This is a genomic window from Bacteroidales bacterium (assembly GCA_035299085.1).
Classification (GTDB): domain Bacteria; phylum Bacteroidota; class Bacteroidia; order Bacteroidales; family UBA10428; genus UBA5072.
The window spans coordinates 39,664-63,731 of sequence record DATGXG010000045.1; the positions used below are offsets into that span (position 1 = coordinate 39,664).

The following is a 24,068-nucleotide window of genomic DNA, read 5'->3' on the forward strand; positions in this document are numbered from 1 at the left end:
AAATATTTAGTATAAATTGTTATTCGTTTTCAGCCTGGTTTTCATCTGTTTCCGTAGCCTTCTTCTCGCTCTTCTTCCTCTTTGATTCTTTCTTTTCCATCTCATCCTTTATAGCAGCCAGGTCAGTGATATCACCAAGCGTGGTTTTTTCCATGCTGGTTTTCAATTTCTTGGTTGCTTTTGAAGTAGCTTCCGATGAAGCTTTCCTTTCAGACTCAGAGGTTGCTCTTTTTGCATCTTCATGAATTCTGCTGTGCGAAACAATGATCTTCTTTGAACCCTTTGAGAATTCAATCACTTTAAAAGGAAGTTTTTCATCCAGCTTAGCCGGTTTTCCATCTTCCTTAATCAGATGCTTGGGAGTTACAAAACCTTCCACACCATACGGAAGGGCAACTACTGCACCTTTATCAGTCATTTCAATAATAGTACCTTCATGAACAGAATCTACAGTAAACACTGTTTCGAATACATCCCAGGGGTTTTCCTCAAGCTGTTTATGGCCAAGGCTTAATCTCCTGTTTTCCTTATCTATTTCAAGTACTACCACTTCAATATTTTCCCCGATGCTTGTGAATTCAGCCGGATGTTTGATTTTCCTTGTCCATGAAAGGTCGGAAATATGGATCAGGCCATCAACACCTTCTTCTATTTCAACAAATACACCGAAGTTTGTAAAGTTACGAACTTTTGAAGTATGTCTGCTGCCAACAGGATATTTTTCTTCAATCTTTTCCCACGGGTCAGTCTTCAGTTGTTTCATACCGAGTGACATCTTGCGCTCTTCGCGGTCAAGCGTAAGAATAACGGCTTCCACTTCGTCACCCACTTTAAGGAATTCCTGTGCACTGCGCAGGTGCTGTGACCATGACATTTCTGATACATGGATAAGACCTTCAACGCCCGGTGCTATTTCAATGAATGCACCATAGTCGGCCATCACAACTACCTTTCCTTTCACTTTGTCGCCCACTTTCAGGTTGGCATCAAGTGAATCCCAGGGATGCGGGGTAAGCTGTTTCAGACCCAGTGCAATTCTCTTTTTCTCATCATCGAAATCAAGAATAACAACCTGGAGTTTCTGATCAAGCTGAACAATTTCTTCAGGATGGTTGATTCTTCCCCATGAAAGGTCGGTAATATGGATCAGTCCGTCAACACCGCCAAGATCAATGAATACACCATATGATGTAATGTTCTTGACAGTTCCTTCGAGGATCTGGCCTTTTTCAAGTTTGGCAATAATCTCTTTCTTCTGCTGTTCGAGTTCAGCTTCAATAAGAGCCTTATGAGAAACAACAACGTTCTTGAATTCATGATTGATTTTAACCACCTTGAATTCCATTGTTTTTCCAACATATACATCATAATCCCTGATCGGCTTCACATCGATCTGTGAGCCCGGGAGGAATGCTTCGATACCGAATACATCAACGATCATACCACCCTTGGTACGGCACTTGATATATCCCTTAATAATTTCATCTTTTTCAAGCGATTCATTAACCCTGTCCCATGATTTGAGGGCTCTCGCTTTTTTATGTGAAAGAACCAGCTGTCCTTTTTTGTCTTCCTGGCTCTCAATATACACTTCAACCTTATCACCGATTTTCAGATCGGGATCATACCTGAATTCGTTCAGGCTCACCACACCTTCTGACTTGTAACCGATGTTAACAACAACTTCACGCTTGTTCATGGAAATAACGGTTCCATCAACAACCTCATTCACCTTAATGGCGCTGAGGGTGTCGTTGTACATTCTTTCAAGATCCGACTTTTTGAATTCTGACTGATAGTCACCTTCTTCGTACTTAGTCCAGTCAAATCCCGGATCAGATTCGAGATTGGCATCTACTGCAACAGGTTCTGCCACTTTTTTTGCCTTTTCTTTTTTGGGTTCGTTCTCAATTGAGTTTTCAGCTTGCTGAACCTGGTTCTCTGCCTGATCTGCAGGCTGCTGCTCCAGGTTATTTTCCAAATTTTCAACCATTAATTAATAAATTATAAATTAGTAAATTAGACATTATGTTGCTTAAAATCGAGCAGCAAAAGTATAATTTTCCCTTGTAAAAAACTAAAGATACGAAAAAAAATATACGGAAACCTCTGAAATTGGCGCTGATTCACAAGCGTTTGTTTGTTGATATAGGGATCATATGAATCAGAAGTCATAATTCATCATGTAAAAAACTTTTACCTTCACGGTTTATAACTTTTGTATATTCGAAAAAATTTTATTTAATGAAAACACTCATAATCGGAACAGGTTACGTTGGTTTGGTTACCGGGACGTGCTTTGCTGAAACAGGGATTGAGGTTGTATGCATTGATATTGACAAAGATAAGATCGCAAAACTGAACCAGGGCATTATTCCGATTTTTGAACCAGGACTTGAGGCCATGGTGAGCAAAAACATTGAAAAAAAGAGATTGTTTTTTGATACCACAATTGAGCATAACCTCCAGGATGTGGAAGCTGTTTTCATTGCGGTGGGCACCCCGCCGGGCGAAGACGGAAGCGCTGATCTGACGTATGTTCTGAATGCCGCCAGGGATATTGGCCGTTATATGGATTCTTACCTTGTGGTTGTAACTAAAAGTACTGTTCCGATGGGAACATCCGGCAAGGTTAAACAGGCCATCCGGTCAGAACTCGACAAACGCAATGTAAATATTCCTTTCGATGTGGCCTCAAATCCGGAATTCCTTAAAGAAGGAGCCGCTATCGAAGATTTTCTGAAACCCGACAGGATCATTCTTGGTGTGGAATCTGACAAAGCTGCTAAAATTCTGAACCGGCTTTACCATCCCTTTATTCTGAACGGCCATCCGATAATCACCATGGATATCGCCTCGGCAGAAATAACCAAATATGCCGCCAATTGTATGCTGGCCACCAAGATCAGTTTCATGAACGACCTGGCCAACCTGTGTGAAATTGTAGGAGCCGATATAAATCACGTGAGAAAAGGCATTGGCAGCGATCCACGGATCGGGGGAAAATTCCTTTATGCCGGGATTGGTTTCGGAGGATCGTGTTTTCCAAAGGATGTGAAAGCCCTCATTAAAACCGCCGATGATATCGGGTACTCTCTTGACATCGTCAAATCGGTAGAGAAGGTAAACAACCGGCAGAAACTGGTTATGTTTCATAAAATATTGAATCACTTCAACGGAGATATCAAGGGTAAGCTTTTCGGTATTTGGGGTCTTTCGTTCAAACCCAATACGGATGATGTAAGAGAATCTTCATCCATCCGGATTATTGAGAAACTCCTTGAAGCAGGAGCAAAAGTTAAAGCATATGACCCTGTGGCCATGGAAGAAGCAAAGAAAATTCTCGGTGACCGTATTGAATTCGGACATGATATATATGATGTACTGATTGATGCCAATGGATTGCTGATGGCAACTGAATGGTCGGAATTCCGGGTGCCCAACTTCAAACTGCTTTCCCGCATTATGAAAGATAAAATCATTTTTGACGGCCGGAATATTTATGACCCGCTTGAAGTGGAAGAAAACGGATTTGCTTATTACGGAATAGGACGTCATCAAACTCACAAAATCTCATGAAAGGAATCATTCTTGCCGGCGGATCAGGTACAAGGCTCTACCCGATCACCAAAAGCATTTCAAAACAAATCATCCCGATCTATGATAAACCGATGATTTATTATCCCCTGTCGGTGCTTATGCTCGCCGGAATCAGGGAAATACTCATTATATCCACTCCAAAGGATATCCATCTATATGATGATCTTCTGGGCGATGGCAGCCAGCTTGGCATCAAGATTTCTTACGCCGTACAGCCCAGTCCGGATGGTCTTGCCCAGGCTTTTATTATTGGTGAGAATTTTATCGGAAATGATACAGTATGCATGGTTCTAGGTGACAATATTTTCTACGGGCATGGTTTCGGCAGAATTCTGTCACAGACATCCAGACTTAAAAGCGGCGCTGTTGTTTTCGGTTACTATGTGAATGATCCCGAACGGTACGGTGTTGTTGAATTTGATGAACAGGGAAAAGTAATCAGTCTTGAAGAAAAACCTGCAAAACCGAAATCGAACTATGCAGTTACCGGCCTGTATTTTTATGGCAATGATGTGGTTTCAAAGGCCAAAAGCCTTAAACCTTCTGCACGCGGAGAACTTGAAATAACAGATCTTAACAGGCTGTACCTGGAAGAAAATAACCTGACGATTAAAATTATGGGACGCGGTATGGCATGGCTTGATACAGGCACACATGAAACCCTTCTCCAGGCATCGGTGTATATTCAGACCATAGAGGAGAGACAGGGACTGAAGGTTTCCTGTATTGAAGAGATCGCTTTCAAACAGGGATTTATTACAAGAGACCAGTTGCTTTCACTGGCTGAGCCTCTTTCGAAAAATCAGTATGGTAAATACCTGCATAAAATTGCAAATGAAAGAACTTTTAATTTTGAAATAGAGGATAACGAATGGAATTGACAGAAACCGGATTTAAGGGACTTGTTGTTTTAAAACCAAAAATATTTGAGGATTCCCGTGGCTACTTTTATGAAAGTTATAATAAAAAAATACTTTCTGATAATGACATAAACCTGGATTTTGTGCAGGACAACCAGTCGCTCTCCTCCTTCGGAACCATCAGGGGCCTGCATTACCAGTTAATCCCGTATGCTCAAACCAAACTGGTAAGGGTTATCCTGGGTTCAGTGTATGATGTGGCCGTCGATATCCGCAAAGAATCACCGACTTTTGGAAAATGGTTCGGAATTGAACTTACCGATTCGAATAAGTTGCAAATGCTCATTCCCAAAGGCTTTGCACACGGTTTCTCAGTACTTTCAGAGAAAGCCGTTGTTATGTATAAGACCGATGATTATTACAACAAAGAGTCCGAAAGAGGCATTGCTTATAATGATTCCAGCCTGCAAATCGACTGGAAAATACCGGTGAGCAGCTTTGTAATCTCCGAAAAAGATAAAACACTTCCTTCTTTCAAAGACTCCGATTCAAATTTTACCTTCTGAAATGATGAAGAAAATCCTTGTAACCGGATCAGACGGACAGCTTGGTATGAGCCTTAAAAATGCATCAGGAAAATACAGCGGTTTTTCATTTCATTGGATTGATGTTAGGGACGTCGATTTGACTGACACGGTTGCATTTGACCGTTTTTTCATTGAGGGGAATTACGATTATATCATCAATTGTGCTGCATTTACTGCGGTTGATAAAGCGGAAGCAGAACAACATATGGCTTATAAAGTGAATGAGGAAGTTCCGGCAAGGCTTGCGACTTATTGCATTAAAACAGGATGCAGGCTTATACACATTTCAACCGATTATATTTACGATGGTGACCGTTGTCTCCCTCATCAGGAAGAGGAAGAACCCAAGCCGGCATCAGTTTATGCAAAAAGCAAACTGGCCGGGGAAAAACATTTATGGAACAGCTCGTATGCGCTGATTATTCGTACCTCATGGTTGTACAGTGAGTTTGGAAACAATTTTATGAAAACAATGGTCAGACTTTCCGAAAAAAATGAAGTACGTGTGGTATACGACCAGGTGGGCACCCCCACTTATGCCGGGGACCTGGCCTTGGTAATTTTGGATTTAATAGAACATTCGGAAAGAATCGGGTTTGAAGCGGGAATTTATAATTACACAAATGAAGGCGTTTGCAGCTGGTTCGACTTTGCTACAGAAATTATGAGACAGGTTAACAGCCGTTGCGCTGTAAAACCAATCCGCTCGTCAGAGTTTCCTTCCCCTGTAAAAAGACCCGCTTTCAGCGTACTGGATAAGAGCAAAATAAAGCGTAAATTTGGAATAGAAATACCATATTGGAAAGACAGCATGATATTGGCTGTCCGGAACCTTAAAAATATTTCCTAACCTGCCAGAATTTAATGACTATGGAAAACAAAGAACTGCTAGCCACTGTAAGAGAACGAGCCAACAAATGGATGGGCAACCAGTATGATGCTGAAACACGGAAGAAAGTAAAGGAACTCCTTGATGGTAACGAAACCGAACTGGTCGAATGTTTTTATCGTGATCTTGAATTTGGCACCGGTGGATTAAGAGGAATCATGGGTGTTGGCACAAACCGTATGAATGTTTACACTGTGGCGATGGCTACACAAGGGCTCAGCAATTACCTTAAAAAAGAGTTCAGCCATATTCCGCAGATCAAAGTGGCCATTGCACACGATTCAAGAAATAACAGCAAACTGTTTGCCAAAACAACAGCGGACATTTTTTCTGCCAACGGCTTCAAGGTTTACCTTTTCAGTGATCTGCGGCCAACCCCCGAATTATCCTTTGCAATCCGGTATTTTAAATGCCAGAGCGGCGTTGTTGTTACTGCTTCTCATAATCCTAAGGAGTACAACGGCTATAAAGCGTATTGGGATGACGGCGGACAGATTATCGCTCCTCATGATAAGAAGATCATTGAAGAAGTTCAGTCAATTCAGTCACCCGATGATGTAAACTTTAATGCTAAGCCTGAAAACATTGAGTTTATCGGAGATGAAATTGATGATATCTATACTAATCAGATTACGGGCTTATCCCTTTCGCATGATGTTATAAAACGGCAGCACGATCTTAAGATTGTTTATACTCCCCTTCATGGCGCCGGTGTTAAACTGGTTCCGCAAATTCTGCAAAAATACGGCTTCACCAATGTAATTCACGTTCCTGAACAAGATGTATCGGATGGAAACTTCCCGACTGTTATTTCACCAAACCCGGAAGAGAGTTCCGCCCTTGAACTGGCAGTTAAAAAAGCACAGGAAACCAATGCAGACATAGTTCTGGCTACTGATCCCGATGCCGACCGTGTGGGCATGGTGGTAAAAAACAAAGATGGCAAGTTCATCATTATGAACGGAAACCAGTCGGCTGCCCTGCTCATCAATTACCTGCTCTCTAAATGGTCAGCCAACGGAAAACTGAAAGGCCGCGAATTTATAGTAAAGACAATTGTAACGACCGAGCTTCTTGCAGAAATTGCCAAAAAATACAATGTAGAATGCTATGATGTGCTCACCGGCTTCAAATATATTGCTGATGTAATAAAACACCTTGAAGGCAAAAAGTCTTTCATCGGTGGCGGTGAGGAAAGCTATGGCTACCTGGCAGGAGATTTTGTGAGGGATAAGGATGCCATCATGTCGTGCGCCCTGCTTGCTGAAGCTGCTGCCTATGCAAAGGACAGAGGAATGACAATGTATGATCAGCTTCTTGAAATTTACAGGGAATTCGGACTTTATAAAGAAAAGCTGATATCGGTTGTTAAAAAAGGCAAGACCGGCGCTGAAGAAATCCAGCAGATGATGAAGGATTTCAGAAGCAATCCCCCGGCAAAAATCAACAATTCACCGCTTCTGGAGGTAATGGACTATCTTGATCCGAAATCTCTTGAAAAGGCAACCCGTAAAAACGGTGGTATAACCATACCTAAATCCGATGTACTGCAGTTTTTAACAGAAGACAGCACAAAAATCTCTATCAGGCCTTCAGGGACTGAACCTAAAATTAAATTCTATTTCGGAGTAAAAGGAACACTGAAAAATACCGAAGATTTTGAAAAGGAAAATGCTGCGCTTGATGCACGCGTTGAAGCTATTATTAAGGATCTTAAATTAAGATAAGTTCTATGAAAAGCTACAGGAAAGAATTGTGGTTCAATATTCCCCAGCGAAGACAACTGATCAATATAACCGACCAGGTTGAACGCTGCCTGGATGAAAGCGGTATTAAGGAAGGTATACTGTTGTGCAATTCAATGCATATAAGCAGCAGCGTATTTATCAACGATGATGAATCAGGCCTCCATCATGACTTCGAGGTATGGCTCGAAAAACTTGCTCCTGAAAAACCGTATGATCAATACCGTCATAACGGATTTGAAGATAATGCCGACGCCCACCTTAAACGCACAGTTATGGGCCGCGAAGTAGTGGTTGCAGTAACTGCAGGCAAACTCGATTTCGGACCCTGGGAACAAATCTTCTACGGTGAATTTGACGGGAAGAGGAATAAGAGGGTGCTCGTCAAAATCGTTGGGGAATAAAGTTGTTTCAAAGTTGTTTCATGTTGTTTCAAAGTTGTTTGATGTTGTCCTAATGGAACCATTTGGAACAATCTGAAACTATCTGAAACTATCTGAAACTATTCCAGGTAGGTATAACCATACAACCCCGATCTATAGGTAGACAGGAATTCTTTACCTTCTTCTGCTGTTATTATGCCTGATTTGACAGCTGAAGTAACCCAGGTTTCCACGGTTCTTACAAGCTTCTTCGCATTATACTGAACATAATCAAGTACTTCGGCAACCGTTTCCCCATCAATGATCTGGTCAATTTCGTACCCGTCGTCCGTTACAGACACGTGAACGGCATTTGTATCGCCAAACAGGTTATGCAGGTCACCCAATATTTCCTGGTAGGCACCCACAAGGAAAACACCCAGGTAATAAGGTTCTTTGGGCTTTATCGAATGAACAGGGAGGTAATATGAAAAATTCCTTGTGGAAATGAAGTTGTCGATTTTGCCGTCGGAATCACAGGTTATGTCTTGCAGTGTGGCTGCACGACCAGGTTTCTCATCGAGTCTCTGTAAGGGAACAATGGGAAATATCTGATCAATGGCCCATGAATCAGGCATTGACTGGAACAATGAGAAATTGCAGAAATATTTATCCGATAAAATTTTGGGAAGATGACGAAGTTCTTCAGGAATATGTTTCGTTTCATTTGTCATCTGGTAAAGCTCGCGGGCAATCGACCAGAATAACCGTTCAATCTGCGCCCTGGTTTTAAGATCGAGAAGGCCAAGACTGAAACGGTCGAGCGCTTCCTCCCTGATCTGTTGTGCATCATGCCATGTTTCGAGCATTCCCGGCTGGTTCAGCCTGTCCCATAGCGAATACAATTCTTTCACCAGTTCATGATCCTTTTCCGTTGGCTCGGCTTCATCTTCATACCATTCAGGCAACGTGGTGGTTTCAAGTACCTCAAAAACAAGCACTGAGTGATGGGCAGTAAGTGAACGACCTGATTCGGTAATAATATTGGGGTGAGGTATGCCGTTCCTGTCGCTTGCGTCCACAAGTGTAGATATGGAGTCGTTTACGTATTCCTGCAGGCTGTAATTTACGCTGCTTTCACTGTTCGGCGACCGTGTGCCGTCATAATCAACACCCAATCCGCCGCCGATATCCACAAACTCCACTTTAAAACCGTTCTTGTGAAGCTGAACATAGAATTCGGATGCTTCACGGAGAGCGATTTTAATACGTCTGATCTTTGTAACCTGGCTGCCGATATGAAAATGAACGAGACGAAGACATTCCGTCATCCGGTTTCTTTCAAGAAAATCCATAGCTTCCAATAACTCGCTGGAGGTCAAACCGAATTTACTCACATCGCCGCCGGAATCTTCCCATTTGCCGCTTCCGGTACTCGCCAGCTTGATACGGATACCAAGGTTGGGTTTTATTCTCAGGCGTTTTGAAACATTTGCGATAAGTTTAAGTTCATTAAGCTTTTCTACAACCAGGAATATTCTTTTACCCATCTTCTGCGCAAGCAGGGCGAGTTCAATGTAATCTTCGTCTTTATACCCATTGCAGATAATGAGAGAATCGCTGTCGGCATTGATTGCAATAACCGCATGAAGTTCAGGCTTGGAGCCGGCTTCAAGACCGATGTTGAATTTTTTACCATGACTCACAATTTCCTCAACCACAGGGCGCATCTGGTTAACCTTAATCGGATATATAATAAAATTCTGAGCCTTGTATTCATATTCTTTGGCTGCGACTTCAAAGCACTTGGCCATTTTCTCAATCCTGTTGTCCAGGATATCCGGGAACCGGATGAGCATGGGGGCGGATACATCCCTGAGCGACAACTCGTCAACAAGTTCTCTCAGATCGATCTCAATGCCGTTTTTTGCAGGAGACACCTGGATATGTCCCTTTTCATTTATTGAAAAATAATTTACACCCCAGCCCTGGATGTTGTATAACTCAGCTGAATCTTCGATGCGCCATTTTCTCATTATTCTTACAGTTAATTTTTATAAGGATGCAAAATTGCGAATAATTGAGATTCGACAAAAAGATTTTTTCCTAATTTTCGCCCTCTTTTAATCGGATCTATTTAGCTGATTTCAAATTTCACCTGCATTATGCTTTTGCATGTATTTCATTTCGCAACCGGGCTGGTTTATACGCTGCTCGCATTCTCCTCTTTGTATATTTTAATTTTTTCGTTACTGGCCCATTTTTATCTTGATTCTTCTCCCGGTAATACCGGAAACAAAAAAATGGCTGTTATCTTATCAGGAAACAATGAGAACAACCTTTTGGATGCCGTCGCATCTTTATTGAACCAGTCGTATCCCTGTGAATTTTTCGATATAGCGGTTGTAACCGGTTCATTGAAACCACAAACCATCACAGAGCTGGAAAAGAGGAAAGTAGAAATAATTACTTCCGGTTCAGCTAAACCTGCGGAGAATATTAGCAAAGCATTGGAAGCACTTCCTTCTCAGTATGACCTTGCGGTTATCCTCGATGAAAACAGTTCCCCTGAACCTGACTTTTTGTCAAAAATCGATAAATGCTTTCATCCGCAAATGAAAGCTCTTCAGTGTCATCGTACATCAAAAGTGGTAAGCAGTGCCATACAGGATACTATTTGCGAGGAAGTCAATAATTCTATTTTCAGAAAAGGACAGAGGGCATCCGGATTTTCAGCATCCCTGTCAGGTTCAGGTAAGGTATTCGATTACAATTATCTTAAGAATGTAACTAACCGGGGCAATTTTGAAGAAGAACTTGATTTAAGACTGATAGCAGACAAAAACATTATCTTTTATTCGGATGAAGTGGTGATATATGATGATCATTTGCAAAACAAAGATTCGTACAAACAATGGTTTGCCGTGCGATTTCTGTATTTCAGAACCAACTTCATAAAGGATATCGTTTCCGCTTTCAAATCCGGGAATACAGATCTTGTTAACAAGTCGCTTCAAATGGCCGTTATGCCGGTAAGTATGCTTCTTTTCACGCTCCTGGCCATTGACATTTTGCTTATTATTTCAGGCGTTATAACCTCATTCAGCGCAGTATCCAAAGTGATCAGTCCAGGGCTGAACGCATGGTTGCTTCTCCTTGTAATAACCGGATTTTCAATTGTAATCAGTATTCCCCGAAAATTCTACAGTTTCAGGTGTTTAAAAGCACTGGTGATGAATTTTAAGCTGCGAAAGATATACTAAAGGTCAAGCTTCTTCTTAAAGTAATGAATGGTCCTGTCAAGGCCTTCATCAAGCCTTATTATTGGGGTCCAATCGTTAAGTTCTTTCCTTGCAAGGGTTATATCCGGCTGCCTTTGCAGGGGATCATCCTGTGGAAGAGGCAGGTAAACGATCCTGGAACGGGAATTGGTTAACCGGATTACCTTTTCAGCCAATTCAAGAATTGTAAATTCATCGGGGTTTCCAATATTGACAGGACCGATAAAATGTTTTCCTGTTTTCATCATCCTTACCATACCCTCAACAAGGTCGCTAACATACTGAAAGCTTCTCGTCTGGCTTCCATCGCCAAAAATCGTGATTTCCTTATTGGTAAGCGCCTGAACAATAAAATTTGAAATTACACGGCCGTCATTCGGGTGCATATTGGGACCATACGTGTTGAATATCCTTATTATCTTAATGTCAACCGAATTCTGAAGATGGTAATTCATGAAAAGAGACTCAGCGCATCGCTTTCCTTCATCATAACACGACCTGATGCCAATCGGGTTTACGTGTCCCCAGTAATCCTCTTTCTGGGGATGAACGATAGGATCGCCGTATACTTCACTTGTTGAAGCCTGCAATATCCGGGCTTTAACACGCTTTGCAAGGCCAAGCATGTTAATAGCACCCATTACCGAGGTTTTTATCGTTTTAATCGGATTAAACTGATAATGGATGGGAGAAGCAGGACACGCAAGATTATAAATTTCGTCTACCTCGGCATAATAAGGAGTAATCACATCGTGCCTTACAAGCTCGAAGTAATGGTTGTCAAGAAGGTGGTCAATATTTTCCTTGGAACCTGTAAAATAATTATCAAGGCATATGACGTCATTTTCCTCTGACAGAAGCCTTTCACACAGATGAGAACCAATAAATCCGGCACCGCCGGTTATTAATATACGTTTCATCTTTTACTGATTATCCGGTAATTTTCTTTGGAAGACCTTTAGTAAGAACCTTTTTCTGCCCTTCGGGGCGGGGTATAAACACATCGTCAGCCGTTATGCCTGCTTCTTTAATAATATAAAGGCTGTAATCAAGCCTTCCGAGGTCATCATGTCCGGCATTGTTCGTACCAAATGAGAATTTCACGCCGGCGGCTTTAGCCCTTTTAACGAATTCGAGTGAAGGAATTTTAAACCGGGAATTGATCTCAAGGGCTATATCATTGGTCGCGAGCACTTTAACCACCCTGTCCATGCGTTCAGGAGTCCAAAGCTTATTGTACCGTAAAGCAATAACTTCGGGCAGGTATGTAGGATTTACATAGATATCAACCGGTTCCTTTGATAGTTCCGATTCGATTTTCGAAACAAGCATATCCATAAACTTCTGATCGTTGTCAACAAACGTTTCTTCAGGCATCCACAGCCTCATTCGCCGGCCTTTATTATCCGTCCATGTCATGGCATCGGTGAAGATATAGTCATAAAGCGCAATGACATCAGGCGTGAATAAGGTGATCCATTCCCTGCCCTCGCATTGCATGGCTTTAAATACAGGTTCGGCAGCCATCTGGTTGTAATAATCCCTGAGCGTTGAGTCGTTGGTTACAGGAAAATTAAGACCGCAGTTGGGGGCAAGGCCGTAATTATAACCAAATTCCCTGCCATGTGTGCAAACCTCATCAACAGTCAGGCCGCCTTTCAGGTGCCCGTGAAAGTCAATCAGCGGAAAATCCTGCTCATTCAACTTCGTAAGCATTTCACCTGTTGAATCATTTATGAATAAACTATCCGTCACTGAGGCCAGGTTATCATTTTCCTTTACAATTTTTATATTGGATACTGTTATGGTGCCTTTAATATTTGTCTTTCTGAACCGAATAAACCCTTGTGAAAGTTTCATGCCCGCAAAGTCACCGGTCCGGTTTACAGAATCAGGTTGAATATATTCGCTGATTATTTTGTCATTAACACTTACAGTAATTCTATTGGCTGCAACTTCAAGAACCATTCTGAACTGTTTTCCGTCAGGTACCATCCTTACATAATTATTCCTGGTATGACAGATACCGCCAGTTTTCTGTGCACTGCCCGACCGGTAAGGGCTGTTATTTATTTTCACTGAATACCCTTTGATCGTTTTTCCTGTGTCACCCTGTGCATGAAAATCGATGAGTCCTTCGGCTTCGCCTTCAGTAACCATATCAGCAGTAAGCGTGAAGTTCTTAAGTGAGAATTTCGAAACAACAAATGATCCAGGGCCTGTAAGTACAACAGAATCCGTCGTGTTCTGAACGCCATAGTAATTCCAGTATTTTTCTCCTGATGCCGGAATTTCAACACCGGTTTTTAAACGGTTGCCACAGGAAGTAACGAGAAACAGGCCAATTACAGGGAAAACAAACAAGAGTATTTTTTTCATACAAAAGGTTTTGAGCTATGAATATACAATATTATACAAAGCTAAGACATAAAATTTCAGAACAAATTAGAAAGCTCATAGTTCCTATACAAATAAATGTACTATCTTAGGAAAAATTTAAATCCGTATTTTTTGCAGTCATGAAACAGCCGAGGATATTGGTAATTGATGATTCCACAACTAATATTGTTTTGCTTGAAGCCATTTTAACAGAAAAGGGTTATCATATTGAATCAGCGCTGAATGCAAGGGAAGCATTTAACAGGATTGAAAAACAAATACCCGATCTTATCTTACTGGATTTACTGATGCCAAAGGTCAGTGGATTTGATTTCCTGGATCAGCTGAGGAAAAATGAAAAGACAAAAACCACACCTGTGATTGTTATTTCAGCCATCAATTCCGATGATGAAAATGCAAGAAAGATCAAGGATCTTGAGGCAGTTGATTTTTTGAGGAAGCCCATTGATATACAATACCTTGTTAACCGGGTTGAAGAGATCCTGAAAATGGAATAAAGACATAATTGATGAAATGCCGGTTGTTTGACCGGCATTTTTGTTTTTATCCATCGATTTTTGATGTTGATCAACAAATAAGGTCGTTTGCTTAAATAAGCGCAACACCGTCAGGCGGAATTCGTTTTTAATGTAAACGCTGCTGTATTATTAACCTGAGCGTAGAAAATTATGAAAAGAATTCTGGTAGTGGATGACAACATGCTGATGAGAAAGCTTATCGTAAACCTGTTTACTGATGAGGAAGTAATTCTCGATGAAGCAGCAGATGGCAGAGAAGGATTGGGTAAAATGTCGGATAACCGGTATGACCTTGTCATTACCGACCTGATCATGCCCGGCATGGAAGGTATTGAGATGATAAGGCAGGCAAAACGTGATTATCCGGGAACAAAAATCATAGCCATAAGCGGTGGCGAACCATTTTATCTTTATATGGCCAAAAAACTCGGTATCCAGGGTATCTGTACAAAACCGCTTGAAAAGAATAAGTTCATGAGTATTGTGAATAGCAGTTTGGCGTGACAGATGCAAATTTAAAACCGGAACTACTTCACTATTCTTAAATCAGTGTACGGTGTTCGGTGTTAGGGACGATAGAGACTATAGGGACCATAGAGACATAAGATATAAAAAAAACCTGCCGATGGCAGGTTTTTTTTATTTAGCATCCGGCACCAGTCTTTGCATTGCTATGCCAGTGCTGGCAGATTGCTTCGCACCGGAGGAACCGGTGCTCGCAATGACGAATATCTTAAAGCGAATCTCCGAAATCTTCCTTATATTTCTTCATCAGTTTGAGTGGCCAGTCGCCAACAGGCTCAAGCCTTCCGAGGAAGAAACGCAATACGGGAGGTTCCTCAACAAAACGCAATCCGCCGATCAGTTCCCTGTTCTGATACAGCCAGTTCACGCGATCAATAAGGAACATAGTTTGTGATAATGTGAAAACGCGACGCGGGAATGCAAGTCTGAGCAACTCAACATCAGCAAGTACATCATTGCCGTTCTCATCGCGCACACTTGATATGGTACCTCTTTCCATTCCGCGGCAGCCTGAAGCGATGAAAAGAGCTCCGGCCAAAGCTCCGGCGGGGTACTGGCTTTGCGGTACATGAGGCAGGAAGCCCATGGCGTCGATGTGACATCCGAGTGCACCCGGAGGGGTGATTACCGGTACTCCAAGCCTGTCGAGTTCTTCAACTGTATAGGCAATAAATGAAGGCGACTGGCTGATCACCGTGTCATCTGTAGTTTCATAAAGACCTACAGCCATGGCTTCGATTTCCCTTACCGACATACCGCCGTATGTAAGAAATCCCTCGAACAAGGGAACCAGGTCTCGCATCTTCATGTAAAGGTCTTTGTTGCTCGTACAAATACCGCCGCCACGGGTTGAACTTACTTTCCTGCTTGAGAAGTATACTATATCGGCAAGGCCGCACATTTCCCTGAGTATGTCTTTCACGGGAGTATTGCTGAAACCCGGTTCACGCATCTTTACAAAATAAGCGTTTTCACCGATCAGACTGGCATCCAGAACCATAATGATGTTGTTCTGATCGGCCACTGCACGAACTTCGCGCATATTCTGAATTGAAAACGGCTGTCCTCCAATAAGGTTTGTGGATGCTTCCATCCTGATAAAAGGAACATGCTCAGCACCGTATTCGGCAATCAGTTTTTTCAGCTTTGCAATATCGATATTGCCCTTAAAAGGGTTTGTGCTTTTTATTTTAAGCGCTTCATCCGTATATATTTCGAATATGGTACCACCGTTCATTTCCATGTGGGCCTTTGTGGTGGTGAAATGGTAATTCATGGGTATGGCGTCACCCTGTTTAACGAATGCTTTTGATATGATATTTTCGGCAGCCCTTCCCTGGTGAACAGGCAATACATAGTGCTTACCAAATACATCACGAAGGGCCTCTTCCATGCGGTAAAAACTCTGGGATCCGGCATAAGCATCATCAGCATGCATCATTGATGCCAGCTGATTGTCACTCATGGCATTGGTACCTGAGTCGGTAAGCATGTCAAGGAAGACGTCCTTGGTGTTAAGCAGAAATGTATTGTATCCTGCTTCATTAATTGCCCTGTAACGCTCATCCACTTTTTTAAGGTTAAGCTTCTGGACAATCCTTACTTTATGTAATTCTACAGGTATCTTTTTTCCACTGAAAAATTTTACCACCGGCATTCCGTTTTGTTCCATGTGAAGTGTTTTAGTGTATTAAATAGTATTTGGTTTTTCAAAAATAATCGGAAGTTATATATATGCAACAGGATTGAAAAAAATGTTTGTACCTTTTTTCAATTCTTATAAAAGCTTATTATAATTTTGGTCTCTTCTATGCGATTTGTCATAGTATCTTTGAATATAAATGCAAATCTTGCGTAATTAAATTCAATATTATATAAAAAATTTAACAATTCGACCATGACAACATTAATGAGCCAGGATTTTATTAATCTGGAACACGAATTCGGAGCGCATAATTATCATCCATTGCCGGTTGTTCTTAAGAAAGGTAAAGGAGTATTTGTATGGGATGTGGAAGGAAAAAAATATTACGATTTTCTTTCTGCCTATTCGGCGGTTAACCAGGGCCACTGCCACCCCAGAATTATTAAAGCATTGCGCAAGCAGGCCAAGAAGCTGACTTTAACATCAAGGGCTTTTTATAATGACTGCCTTGGTAAATATGAAAAATACGCAACCGGGTTGCTTGGTTATGATAAATTGTTGCCCATGAACTCCGGTGCCGAGGGTGTTGAAAGTGCGCTGAAACTTTGCAGAAGATGGGCGTACGAAAAGAAAGGAATTTCTGAAAACGAAGCTAAAATAATTGTCTGTGATGGCAACTTCCATGGAAGAACCATCACTGTAATTTCAATGTCAACTGATCCCAGTTCTTTCAAAGGTTTTGGTCCTTTTACTCCGGGCTTTATCGTAATTCCCTATAATGATCTCGACGCTCTTAAAAAAGCACTTGAAGAACCCAATGTGGCTGGTTTCCTTGTTGAGCCTATCCAGGGTGAAGCCGGAGTTTTTGTTCCTGATCCCGGTTATCTTAAGGGTGCTTATGATCTTTGCCATAAAAAGAATGTACTTTTCATAGCCGATGAAGTACAGACCGGCCTTGCCCGTACAGGTAAAATGCTTGCCTGCAACCACGAAAATGTAAGACCTGACATCCTCATCCTGGGAAAAGCTCTTTCAGGTGGTGTTTTACCCGTTTCAGCAGTGCTTGCCGATAACGAAATCATGCTGTGCATTAAACCGGGAGAACATGGATCAACCTTCGGAGGAAACCCCCTGGCATGCAAGGTGGGAATTGCTTCACTCAAGGTTCTTGTTGAAGAAAAGCTTGCAGAAAACGCTGAAAAGCTGGGTACTATCTTCCGTGAAGAACTCAAGACATTTGAGCGCGACCATGATATGGTTGAATCCGTCCGCGGGAAAGGACTTCTTAACGCCATTGTGATTAAGCCGAAAAACGGAAAAACAGCCTGGGACGTTTGCGTTGCCCTGATGAACAACGGGTTGCTGGCCAAGCCGACACATGATCATATTATCCGTTTTGCTCCCCCGCTGGTGATTACAGAAGACCAGATTATGGAAGCCATCGAGATCATAAAAGACACACTGAACCAGTTTCACTAATTTTTTGAGCCCCGCACTTTAAAATGCGGGGTTTTTTATAACCTTGCGGGAAAATTCAACGTTTAATCTCTATTTGCTGATAACATTCTCGTATGGCATATAAAGTCCTTATTATCGACGACAAAAAGGTCAATAAGGAGGTACTCGACGGGGTGATTCATTCATCAATCGACGCCGGTATCGTGGATGGCTTTGCCCGTAATGTTCCGGCAGAAGAATTGGCAGTGAGACTGAAGAAAGCCTGCGAATTCATTGCCACAGGCGACGAAATCACTAAGAAAATTGAGAAAATAAAAGAAGAACGTGATGTATTGATCAAATTTCTTTCCGGATCAGTGCAGGTTCCCTTCTCTTTTATCGTTATCAAACCTTCAGGTGATATTGAATGGGTAAATGATGGCTTCAGCAGAATTCACGGCTTTGAATTGCCTGAACACCTTGAATGCCATGGCAGCACGATCTTTTCAGTTGATCCGGCTTCCGAGATCGGCAATCTATTCAATAAATGCCTCGCTGAAGCCAGTCCAATAAATTCAATCTGCCGTGTAAAGGCACATGACGGAACCAAACTCTGGTTGCAGGTGTTTTTCAATCCTCAAATTAATGCTGAAGGCAAAATTGATGAAATTATTGCTGTCGAAATTGATATAACCAAGTTCAGGAATAAGGAAGACGAGTTGCACGCCCAGAACGAAAAGATTAAGGAAATTGCACGAATTCTTGAAAAAACAAACGTTCTGCTTGAAGAACAAAAGCAGGAAATAAACTCTCAAAAGCAAACCATTGAACTGGAACAGGAGAAATCAGAAAAACTTCTTCTGAATATTCTTCCCTTTGAGGTGGCCAAACAGCTTAAATCGAAAGGGCGGGCCGGAACACGTTCATATAAACTGGTGAGCGTTTTGTTTGCTGACTTTAAAGGATTCTCAAGGATTAGTAAAACGCTCGACCCAAAAGACCTGGTGAATATCCTGGATTCCTATTTTGCAACCTTTGATGAGATTACCGGCCGGCACTATATCGAAAAAATCAAAACGATCGGCGATGCCTATATGTGTGCAGGGGGGCTTCCTCTGAGCAACAAAAGTAACCCCGTTGACGCGGTTCTGGCTGGTCTTGAAATCCAGAGCTATCTTAATGCACTCAATGACACCAAGGTACTCAACAATCTGCAGGTATGGGAACTTCGCATCGGGATCCATACGGGACCTGTTGTGGCAGGAGTTGTAGGTAAAAAGCGCTTTGCATACGATATCTGGGGTGACACTGTAAATGTTGCAAGTCGCATGGAACAAGGCGGACATGTGGGAATGGTCAACATTTCAGGTATCACTTACGATTATATTAAAGATTTTTTTGACTGCGATTACAGGGGAAAAATCGAAACAAAGAATCTCGGGAAAATCGATATGTACTTTGTTAACCGCATCAAGCCCGAATTCTCCCAGGACAAACTGGGTATACTTCCAAATGAATTAATGATGAATTATGTAAATAAACTGTAAATACATTCATGTAAAAAATTCTGCTATTTACCAATTCATTTATACTATCTGCATAATAAACACAACCTGCCCTTTCACATTACGTAATTTCATAAGACAACCCCGACTAATAACAGCAAGGTTCATCTGACAAATGGAACTAACTAATTTAAAGCAACTCGATCTGGAAGATATCGCCCATGGCGAAATTAACTGCATGGTTGCGACTATCGGACAACAACCGAGATGTTATTTCCTGGCTGAAAAACTACACCATGCCGTTTCAAGAAAAATTCTTCTTGTACCACCAGAAATTGATCCAAAAGCAGGAAAATTTCTTCCGGTATTCGAAAAGTTCGGGTTTGTTAACCGGACCACAGCCAATCATGAATTCGAAAACATACTCCCGGTTTTAAATGAGATATGTAAAGTCAGCGGCGGAAAAATAAACGTACTCATTGATTATTCCTGCATGCCTAAGAAATGGTATGCTGCGTTTATCGATGGAATAACAAGGAATAATTACCCTGTTGAGGAAGTCAATTTTTACCTTTCATATACGCCGAAAGTTTTTGATAAAAAACCCGGAAAACAATCCATTGATTATTTTGGTCCGATAATACGCAAGCGTGACAATCTTAATGAAAAAAAACCTGTTTCTATGATTGTAGCGCTTGATAACAATCATAATACGGTTATCGAAGCGGTGAATAAAGTGAAGCCGCAAAAACTGCTGGCGTTTATCCCAAACTGTAGTCATGATCCTGAATACAGTAAACTGGTAGAAGAAAACAATAAAAGCCTGCTTGGAAAATTAAATCCGCAAAACATAATCCGCTATGAATGCGACCGGCCCGAGCAGATCAATTCACTCCTGACTTCATGCTGCCTGGATGAAAGAATCGACTCTGAGGTCGTTATTCTTCCCCAGGGTCCGAAAACTTTTTCGATGATGTCCATGCTGCTTAGCGTAAGATATCCAGATGTGAAGCTTTGGGAAATTATCCTTAAAGACCTGAAAATCAACTCCGAACACGGCCACCCCGCGGCCAATCCCGTTATTGTGAAAGTTTCTTTCATTAACGATGAACTTGATTGACACATAAGTGTTTCTTAAAAACGAAAAGCGGGTAGTCTTTCTATCCAGAATCAATTAAGTATTAAGTTTAGTCTGAACCATTTCTTGCTATGAAAAAGCTTGAATTCGGCGATTGGGATGATGTGTTGAAATGGTCATACAGCCTGGCGAGCAAGTACACAATTGAAAATCTTGTTCCACTTGGGGTAACTTCTGCCAGAAAGTTTGATGCATATAAACGGTCAAAAAAGCCACTTCCCAGGAAGTTCCCACGTATTCCTGATGAATATTTTATAAGAAAAGGTACATGGAAAGGCTGGGGAGATTTTCTCGGTTATCCGGAACACAAGAAATCGAGGTATTACCTTAATTATCGTGATGCTTCACGTGTGGTAAGGGAATCCGGAATTAAAAATTCGAAAGAATACCTGAAATGGAAAGATCGTCCTTCCAATCTTCCCTCACGTCCCGAGTATTTTTATAAAGAATGGAACGGCTGGAAAGATTTCCTGGGATCGAGCTACCAGGCTCCGGATCCGAGACATTACACTAAACTAAGCATTACGGATGTACGCATTATTAAGCATCAGCTTAATATGGGGATTTCCGGAGCTGTGCTGGCTAAAACATTCAAAGTCTCTGAGATGCAGATAAGCCGTATCAAAAGAGGCGAGAATTGGAATGAAATCTGAAACTTGAAATCCAATATTTTATTTGTTTTTTGTTTTGCTTTTTAATAAACTTTACCTCACCTAATTCCATCATTCTATGACTATTTACGTTGGTAACATCAGTTACACATTGGGCGAAGATGAAATCAGAAAAATCTTCGAGGTTATGGGGAGTGTTGAATCCATCAAACTCATCCGTGATAAGAGAACCGGGAAATCAAAAGGTTATTGCTTCATAGAAATGCCTGATAAAAAGGAAGCTATGGAAGCAATCAATGCCCTGGATGGCAAAGATGTTTCCGGCAGGAACCTGAGGGTTATTAAAGCACATTCTACCAAGAAGGTCAGGGAAGAAGTGCAGTGAAGTGATTACAGAGGCAGACAATTCTCTATTGTATGCTTCTTTTCAAGGGGAAACTAAATCTAACTCCGCCTTTGACCCATATGCCTGGTTGTCTTGTGGAGCCTGCATCAATATATTGCCTGTTAAGCAAATTGCTCGCTTCGGTATACAGTTGCACCATTTTGAAGGACCAGGAAAAAGCTAAATCCATGAGCCAAAAAGGCTTATAAGCGATTTGCGAGAAACCTGAATCCTCATTGTATACAACTGCTGATCCGAATCTGTCCTGATAACTTATATTCCAGGTTACTGAAAAATGGTTAACAGGCTCGATGTACAGGCCTATTGCGAGTTTATGCTTCAGATTGTAATATTTGGCAACGGAATCCGGAATGGATTTATGAATCGTTAACCATGTGTAATTCAAAATTACTTTTACAGGAAACGGCTGTGATATACGAGCTGTAATGTTTGATGACACACCGGCTGATTCATAATGGTTAACATTCACCGGTTTAAAGCTATTTGTATTGTACGACCATAACCACTCAATCACATCGCGGCCCTTGTTATAAAAGGCTGCCAGTTTCAGGTTAACATGTCCGGCTGAGTTTCTTATTCCTGCTTCAAAAGAATTGATCCGGTTAGGCACAAGATTGAGATTCCCCTGGTTTACAGGATCCTTATAAAACAGGTCGGTGAAAGTAGGTAAATGAAGTGCCCTGTTATAGCTGCCAAAGACAGAAATTGAACTTCCTATTTTAAGGTTTGCATCCAGTCCGGGAAAAACGGATACCTTGTTTTTAAAGCCCGTGTTGCGATTTATCATAAGTCCACCCGTAAGACTTAACCGGTTAATTTTGACAACGTATTCTGCAAAGGCAGAAAAATTCACCCTCTGATATTGCTTTGAATAAAAGAGGCTATCCGTCCCTCTGATCTTTATGGGATCGGGAATGTCAAATCCTATGTTGGTACTGTAAATATTGTCGGCCCGAACATCCAATCCATAATTCTGAGTTATTATATCACCCGACCAGGTAACGCTTAACTGGCTTCCCAGCAGGTCAGTCAGATGAAAATTCTGATATAGGGCCGGGTTATCCCTGAAGAGCACAAAATGATCGTTTTTGTGACGCCAGTAAATAACAGGTGAAATTTTAACCGAATTGCCACTCGTAAGCCTCAGGCTCGAAAAAAAAGTGCCTGTTTCTTCATACTGGTTGGGATATTTTGGTGAATAAAAACCTGCTGCACCGAACTTCTTATCCTGGTAACCGGCTTGAAAATCAACCACTGTAGCACCGGAATGATATCCTCCCCTGTAATAAAAGTTGTTAAGCTTATGATCAGTATCTTTCATATAACCTGAAGAGGATGACCTTCCGGCCGAGATGAAATGGTCGAATGCGCCTGTATTGAAACCCACATCGGCATGACTGCGGATGAGATCATACATTCCGAAGGACTGGGAAACGGAAACGGATTGCGGATTCTTCCGGGTAATTATGTTAACCGCTCCCATAAAAGCATCCGGTCCGAGAACCCGGGCTGCAGGACCTTCCAGCACTTCGATCCTTTCAATAGTTTCAGGATCTAACGGTATATCGAGGTTGTAATGGCCTGTCTGCGGGTCGGATACATTAATTCCGTTTATAAGTACCATGATATGATCAAAAGAACTCCCCCTGATACTCGCGTCTGCCTGGATACCAAATAAGCCTCTTTGCCGGATATCCAGATTGGATATATATTCAAGTAAATCGGTTATTCCTGTTACTCCTGCTTTCTCAATCTCATCGCGCCGTACGACAGTGACCATGCGGGCAATTTCTGTTGAAATAATTTGGCTTCGCCTACCTGTAATTTCAACCTGCTGTAGTTCCTTAACCGATGAACTGTCGGTCTGAGAAAAAGCAATTGCATTTTTGTCAACCAGGGAATACGATATACAGAGTACCCCGATTTTAATTATTCTGGATAAACTAAGGAGAATGGAATTTTTTTTCCTGCTCCATGATTTAAAACAAAGAACCGCTCGGGTGGAGTAATTTCTTTCTTTCATCAGGTGAATATTCAAACCGCAAATGTAATCTTACAGATAAACAGTTGTCCGCTATTTTGTTCAACGTAAGCAGCCGTCTTGTTAAAAAGTTATTAACAACCGGATTTATTTCTGTTGAAAATTATGAACATAATTCCGTACTGAAATGTTATTCTATAACAAACTGAAAGAATGATATTTATTGAGGCATAAGAAGGCAGTTATTGCGTAATATTGTTTTTTTTGATTTTAATTTAAAACGTTCGTACTCAAATTAATGAAAAAAGATAATAATGGTTTTAATAAAATTACTATTTTTGTGCCGTTTAATAAACTATCATTCACATCAAATTTTAAGAAAATGAAAAAAATAGCTTATTTGTTTGTTGCTTTTGCTTTCTGTGGTGTTGTTGCCCTTAGTTCATGCAAATCGAAAACTGAACCCGCTGCAACTGATCAGACTGTTATTGAAGAAACTACTCCTTCAGTTGACACCGCTGCAGTTGATACAACAGCTGCTCCTGTTCAGTAATCAAACAGATTACATTTAAAGGGGA

The 24,068-nt window shown here is 41.4% G+C and carries 21 protein-coding genes; 15 read left to right on the top strand and 6 right to left on the bottom strand.

Features of this window, described 5'->3' with window-relative positions:
- Positions 1-19: 19 nt before the first annotated feature.
- Positions 20-1,993: a 30S ribosomal protein S1 gene (gene rpsA, locus VK179_14430; GenBank protein HLO59941.1), complete on the bottom strand. Its 1,974-nt coding sequence runs from the start codon at positions 1,991-1,993 to the stop codon at positions 20-22.
- A 251-nt stretch (positions 1,994-2,244) separates the two neighbouring features.
- Between rpsA and VK179_14435 the strand changes: the two genes are divergently transcribed.
- From VK179_14435 to VK179_14460, 6 genes are read left to right on the top strand one after another with little or no spacing between them, the layout of a single operon-like run.
- Positions 2,245-3,579 (top strand): UDP-glucose/GDP-mannose dehydrogenase family protein, encoded by a 1,335-nt coding sequence (locus VK179_14435; GenBank protein HLO59942.1) that lies wholly within the window; start codon positions 2,245-2,247, stop codon positions 3,577-3,579.
- Positions 3,576-4,481, top strand: a complete 906-nt coding sequence (gene rfbA, locus VK179_14440; protein ID HLO59943.1) for a glucose-1-phosphate thymidylyltransferase RfbA — start codon at positions 3,576-3,578, stop codon at positions 4,479-4,481. Before VK179_14435 ends, rfbA begins: the two co-directional genes overlap by 4 nt.
- Entirely contained in the window at positions 4,472-5,026 is a 555-nt protein-coding gene (gene rfbC, locus VK179_14445) for a dTDP-4-dehydrorhamnose 3,5-epimerase (GenBank protein ID HLO59944.1), read from the top strand. Before rfbA ends, rfbC begins: the two co-directional genes overlap by 10 nt.
- A gap of 1 nt (position 5,027) precedes the next feature.
- Positions 5,028-5,897, top strand: coding sequence for a dTDP-4-dehydrorhamnose reductase (gene rfbD / locus VK179_14450; GenBank protein HLO59945.1), 870 nt, complete (start codon positions 5,028-5,030; stop codon positions 5,895-5,897).
- A 20-nt stretch (positions 5,898-5,917) separates the two neighbouring features.
- Positions 5,918-7,663, top strand: coding sequence for a phospho-sugar mutase (locus tag VK179_14455; protein HLO59946.1), 1,746 nt, complete (start codon positions 5,918-5,920; stop codon positions 7,661-7,663).
- Between the two features lie 5 nt (positions 7,664-7,668).
- The gene (locus VK179_14460; GenBank protein ID HLO59947.1) at positions 7,669-8,085 is read left to right on the top strand and encodes a secondary thiamine-phosphate synthase enzyme YjbQ; all 417 of its coding nucleotides are present in this window, start codon (positions 7,669-7,671) and stop codon (positions 8,083-8,085) included.
- Between the two features lie 98 nt (positions 8,086-8,183).
- Here VK179_14460 and speA read toward each other — a convergent pair whose 3' ends face one another.
- Positions 8,184-10,079: a biosynthetic arginine decarboxylase gene (gene speA, locus VK179_14465; GenBank protein ID HLO59948.1), complete on the bottom strand. Its 1,896-nt coding sequence runs from the start codon at positions 10,077-10,079 to the stop codon at positions 8,184-8,186.
- A gap of 129 nt (positions 10,080-10,208) precedes the next feature.
- Here speA and VK179_14470 point away from each other — a divergent pair, with 129 nt between their 5' ends.
- The gene (locus VK179_14470; GenBank protein HLO59949.1) at positions 10,209-11,306 is read left to right on the top strand and encodes a glycosyltransferase family 2 protein; all 1,098 of its coding nucleotides are present in this window, start codon (positions 10,209-10,211) and stop codon (positions 11,304-11,306) included.
- Here VK179_14470 and VK179_14475 read toward each other — a convergent pair.
- Entirely contained in the window at positions 11,303-12,244 is a 942-nt protein-coding gene (locus VK179_14475; GenBank protein HLO59950.1) for a UDP-glucuronic acid decarboxylase family protein, read from the bottom strand. The two genes, VK179_14470 and VK179_14475, sit on opposite strands and share 4 nt — an antisense overlap.
- A 10-nt stretch (positions 12,245-12,254) precedes the next feature.
- Entirely contained in the window at positions 12,255-13,703 is a 1,449-nt protein-coding gene (locus VK179_14480) for a family 16 glycoside hydrolase (protein HLO59951.1), read from the bottom strand.
- 140 nt (positions 13,704-13,843) lie between these two features.
- On the opposite strand from VK179_14480, the gene VK179_14485 reads away from it, so the two are divergent.
- Positions 13,844-14,221 carry a response regulator gene (locus tag VK179_14485; protein HLO59952.1) on the top strand — a complete coding sequence of 126 codons (378 nt, stop codon included), beginning with the start codon at positions 13,844-13,846 and terminating at the stop codon, positions 14,219-14,221.
- A gap of 171 nt (positions 14,222-14,392) precedes the next feature.
- A complete protein-coding gene (locus VK179_14490) occupies positions 14,393-14,746 on the top strand; it encodes a response regulator transcription factor (GenBank protein HLO59953.1) in 354 nt (117 codons plus the stop codon).
- Positions 14,747-14,975: 229 nt separating this feature from the next.
- On the opposite strand, the gene VK179_14495 is transcribed toward VK179_14490, so the two are convergent.
- Positions 14,976-16,439 carry a tryptophanase gene (locus VK179_14495; GenBank protein ID HLO59954.1) on the bottom strand — a complete coding sequence of 488 codons (1,464 nt, stop codon included), beginning with the start codon at positions 16,437-16,439 and terminating at the stop codon, positions 14,976-14,978.
- Between the two features lie 225 nt (positions 16,440-16,664).
- Between VK179_14495 and rocD the strand changes: the two genes are divergently transcribed.
- The 5 genes from rocD (at position 16,665) to VK179_14520 (ending at position 21,488) form a co-directional block, all read left to right on the top strand.
- Positions 16,665-17,891, top strand: coding sequence for an ornithine--oxo-acid transaminase (rocD, locus tag VK179_14500; GenBank protein HLO59955.1), 1,227 nt, complete (start codon positions 16,665-16,667; stop codon positions 17,889-17,891).
- A 92-nt stretch (positions 17,892-17,983) separates the two neighbouring features.
- Entirely contained in the window at positions 17,984-19,396 is a 1,413-nt protein-coding gene (locus VK179_14505; GenBank protein ID HLO59956.1) for an adenylate/guanylate cyclase domain-containing protein, read from the top strand.
- A gap of 133 nt (positions 19,397-19,529) precedes the next feature.
- Positions 19,530-20,474 (top strand): hypothetical protein, encoded by a 945-nt coding sequence (locus tag VK179_14510; protein ID HLO59957.1) that lies wholly within the window; start codon positions 19,530-19,532, stop codon positions 20,472-20,474.
- Positions 20,475-20,563: 89 nt separating this feature from the next.
- Complete coding sequence (locus VK179_14515) at positions 20,564-21,145, top strand: hypothetical protein (protein ID HLO59958.1); 582 nt, start codon at positions 20,564-20,566, stop codon at positions 21,143-21,145.
- Between the two features lie 76 nt (positions 21,146-21,221).
- A complete protein-coding gene (locus VK179_14520) occupies positions 21,222-21,488 on the top strand; it encodes a hypothetical protein (GenBank protein ID HLO59959.1) in 267 nt (88 codons plus the stop codon).
- A gap of 25 nt (positions 21,489-21,513) precedes the next feature.
- On the opposite strand, the gene VK179_14525 is transcribed toward VK179_14520, so the two are convergent.
- Positions 21,514-23,532 (bottom strand): TonB-dependent receptor, encoded by a 2,019-nt coding sequence (locus VK179_14525; GenBank protein ID HLO59960.1) that lies wholly within the window; start codon positions 23,530-23,532, stop codon positions 21,514-21,516.
- Between the two features lie 340 nt (positions 23,533-23,872).
- Between VK179_14525 and VK179_14530 the strand changes: the two genes are divergently transcribed.
- Positions 23,873-24,043 carry a hypothetical protein gene (locus VK179_14530; protein HLO59961.1) on the top strand — a complete coding sequence of 57 codons (171 nt, stop codon included), beginning with the start codon at positions 23,873-23,875 and terminating at the stop codon, positions 24,041-24,043.
- Positions 24,044-24,068 lie beyond the last annotated feature (25 nt).

Coding starts and splice junctions, on each gene's coding strand:
- rpsA (HLO59941.1), bottom strand. CDS start 1,993: ATGGTTGAAAATTTGGAAAATAACCTGGAGCAGCAGCCTGCAGATCAG.
- VK179_14435 (HLO59942.1), top strand. CDS start 2,245: ATGAAAACACTCATAATCGGAACAGGTTACGTTGGTTTGGTTACCGGG.
- rfbA (HLO59943.1), top strand. CDS start 3,576: ATGAAAGGAATCATTCTTGCCGGCGGATCAGGTACAAGGCTCTACCCG.
- rfbC (HLO59944.1), top strand. CDS start 4,472: ATGGAATTGACAGAAACCGGATTTAAGGGACTTGTTGTTTTAAAACCA.
- rfbD (HLO59945.1), top strand. CDS start 5,028: ATGATGAAGAAAATCCTTGTAACCGGATCAGACGGACAGCTTGGTATG.
- VK179_14455 (HLO59946.1), top strand. CDS start 5,918: ATGGAAAACAAAGAACTGCTAGCCACTGTAAGAGAACGAGCCAACAAA.
- VK179_14460 (HLO59947.1), top strand. CDS start 7,669: ATGAAAAGCTACAGGAAAGAATTGTGGTTCAATATTCCCCAGCGAAGA.
- speA (HLO59948.1), bottom strand. CDS start 10,079: ATGAGAAAATGGCGCATCGAAGATTCAGCTGAGTTATACAACATCCAG.
- VK179_14470 (HLO59949.1), top strand. CDS start 10,209: ATGCTTTTGCATGTATTTCATTTCGCAACCGGGCTGGTTTATACGCTG.
- VK179_14475 (HLO59950.1), bottom strand. CDS start 12,244: ATGAAACGTATATTAATAACCGGCGGTGCCGGATTTATTGGTTCTCAT.
- VK179_14480 (HLO59951.1), bottom strand. CDS start 13,703: ATGAAAAAAATACTCTTGTTTGTTTTCCCTGTAATTGGCCTGTTTCTC.
- VK179_14485 (HLO59952.1), top strand. CDS start 13,844: ATGAAACAGCCGAGGATATTGGTAATTGATGATTCCACAACTAATATT.
- VK179_14490 (HLO59953.1), top strand. CDS start 14,393: ATGAAAAGAATTCTGGTAGTGGATGACAACATGCTGATGAGAAAGCTT.
- VK179_14495 (HLO59954.1), bottom strand. CDS start 16,439: ATGGAACAAAACGGAATGCCGGTGGTAAAATTTTTCAGTGGAAAAAAG.
- rocD (HLO59955.1), top strand. CDS start 16,665: ATGACAACATTAATGAGCCAGGATTTTATTAATCTGGAACACGAATTC.
- VK179_14505 (HLO59956.1), top strand. CDS start 17,984: ATGGCATATAAAGTCCTTATTATCGACGACAAAAAGGTCAATAAGGAG.
- VK179_14510 (HLO59957.1), top strand. CDS start 19,530: ATGGAACTAACTAATTTAAAGCAACTCGATCTGGAAGATATCGCCCAT.
- VK179_14515 (HLO59958.1), top strand. CDS start 20,564: ATGAAAAAGCTTGAATTCGGCGATTGGGATGATGTGTTGAAATGGTCA.
- VK179_14520 (HLO59959.1), top strand. CDS start 21,222: ATGACTATTTACGTTGGTAACATCAGTTACACATTGGGCGAAGATGAA.
- VK179_14525 (HLO59960.1), bottom strand. CDS start 23,532: ATGAAAGAAAGAAATTACTCCACCCGAGCGGTTCTTTGTTTTAAATCA.
- VK179_14530 (HLO59961.1), top strand. CDS start 23,873: ATGAAAAAAATAGCTTATTTGTTTGTTGCTTTTGCTTTCTGTGGTGTT.